This window comes from Pseudarthrobacter sp. BRE9 (assembly GCF_031844305.1).
Classification (GTDB): domain Bacteria; phylum Actinomycetota; class Actinomycetes; order Actinomycetales; family Micrococcaceae; genus Arthrobacter.
On the sequence record NZ_JAUZUY010000023.1, the window covers coordinates 1 to 1,296 of the forward strand.

The 1,296-nt window shown below is 64.5% G+C and carries 1 protein-coding gene; it reads left to right on the forward strand.

Annotation, left to right across the window (positions count from 1 at the left end):
* Positions 1-2: 2 nt before the first annotated feature.
* The coding region (locus Q9R31_RS20095; protein WP_311264465.1) for an amino acid permease at positions 3-1,296 on the forward strand (1,294 nt) is incomplete at its 3' end.

The window sequence follows — 1,296 nt, forward strand, 5'->3', positions numbered from 1 at the left end:
TTATTGATGGTGGTCACGCGCATGCGTCCGAGACCTCCCTGCACGCGGAGGACAAGGGTTACCACAAGAACCTCAAGCCGCGGCAGATCCAGATGATCGCGATCGGCGGTGCGATCGGTACCGGCCTGTTCCTGGGCGCCGGCGGCCGGCTGAACGCGGCCGGACCGTCCCTGGTCATCGCGTACGCGGTGTGCGGGTTCTTCGCGTTCCTGATCCTGCGCGCCCTGGGCGAACTGGTCCTGCACCGGCCCTCGTCGGGCTCGTTCGTCTCCTACGCCCGCGAATTCTTCGGCGAAAAAGCCGCGTTCGTCTCCGGCTGGTTCTACTGGATCAACTGGGCCACCACCACCATCGTGGACATCACCGCCGCCGCCCTCTACATGCACTTCTTCGGCCACTACGTCCCCTGGATGGCCGACGTCCCGCAGTGGGCCTGGGCACTGACCGCCCTCATCGTGGTCCTGGCCCTGAACCTGGTCTCCGTGAAAGTCTTCGGCGAAATGGAATTCTGGTTCGCCCTGATCAAGGTCGCCGCCCTCGTCGCGTTCCTCATCATCGGCACCTACTTCGTCATCTTCGGCACCCCCGTGGACGGCCAACAGGTCGGCATCAGCCTCCTGTCCGACAACGGCGGGATCTTCCCCAACGGCCTGCTGCCCATGATCATCCTCATGCAGGGCGTCCTGTTCGCCTACGCCTCCATCGAACTCGTCGGCACCGCCGCCGGCGAAACCGAAAACCCCGAAAAAATCATGCCCAAGGCCATCAACTCCGTGGTCTTCCGCATCGCCGTGTTCTACGTCGGCTCCGTGATCCTGCTCGCCCTGCTGCTGCCCTTCACCTCCTACCAAAAAGGCGTCAGCCCCTTCGTGACCTTCTTCGGCTCCATCGGCGTCCAGGGCGTGGACGTCATCATGAACCTCGTCGTCCTCACCGCCGCCCTGTCCTCCCTGAACGCCGGGCTCTACTCCACCGGCCGGATCCTGCGCTCCATGTCCGTCAACGGCTCCGCCCCACGCTTCGCGTCCCGGATGAACAAAGCAGGCGTCCCCTACGGCGGGATCGCCATCACCGCCACCGTCTCCCTCCTCGGCGTCCCCCTGAACTACCTCGTCCCCGCCGAAGCCTTCGAAATCGTCCTGAACATCGCCTCCGTCGGCATCATCATGACCTGGGCCACCATCGTCCTGTGCCAGATCCAACTCAAACGCTGGGCCGACAAAGGCTGGGTCACCCGCCCCTCCTTCCGCATGTTCGGCGCCCCCTACACCGGCTACCTCTCCCTGCTCTTCCTGG